Origin of the sequence: Mesorhizobium sp. M4B.F.Ca.ET.089.01.1.1, from assembly GCF_004022605.1 — a bacterium.
Classification (GTDB): Bacteria; Pseudomonadota; Alphaproteobacteria; order Rhizobiales; family Rhizobiaceae; genus Mesorhizobium; species Mesorhizobium abyssinicae.
The window spans coordinates 1-453 of record NZ_RZOS01001411.1 but is presented as its reverse complement, the minus strand read 5'-3'; the positions used below and the strand labels follow the sequence as shown (position 1 = coordinate 453).

General features: G+C 63.6%; 1 pseudogene. It reads right to left on the bottom strand.

Annotated elements, in window-relative coordinates:
- Positions 1–343: 343 nt before the first annotated feature.
- Positions 344–453: pseudogene (locus EN780_RS41240) on the bottom strand (transposase); the annotation flags it as partial.

Here is a 453-nt window from a genome sequence, read left to right as displayed (position 1 = left end):
GTGTAGCCCGTGGCAAGCCACACCCGCACACCCTCAGTCGGGATCACCGCAGTGTCTCCAGACCCCGCAGGAGCCGCATCAGAACAGCGACATCGACGGTCCGGTCAACGATCACGCGCCGGCCGTTGGCTCCGACAATTTCCATTCGGCCGCCAGCCGGCACCGCCTGGCCGCTCGTAGTCCGTCCTTCGCCGTGACGGTGCGCAGCAGACCCTTCCGGCTCGACATCCTGCCCCTCAGAACTGATCACACCCAAGTCGATGAAGGCGGCCACAGAGGTCTCGCTCGACAATGGTTGGGGTCGGCCACCAAGCCTCCCATCACGGGCTTGCTTCATCAGGAGGAACAAGTAATTCGCGTTCATCTCGTGACGCCGAGCCACAGCCGCTACCGCATCACCGGTCTCCTCCACCTCGCGTACGATCGCCAGTTTCTGCTCGATGGTCCAGGAAC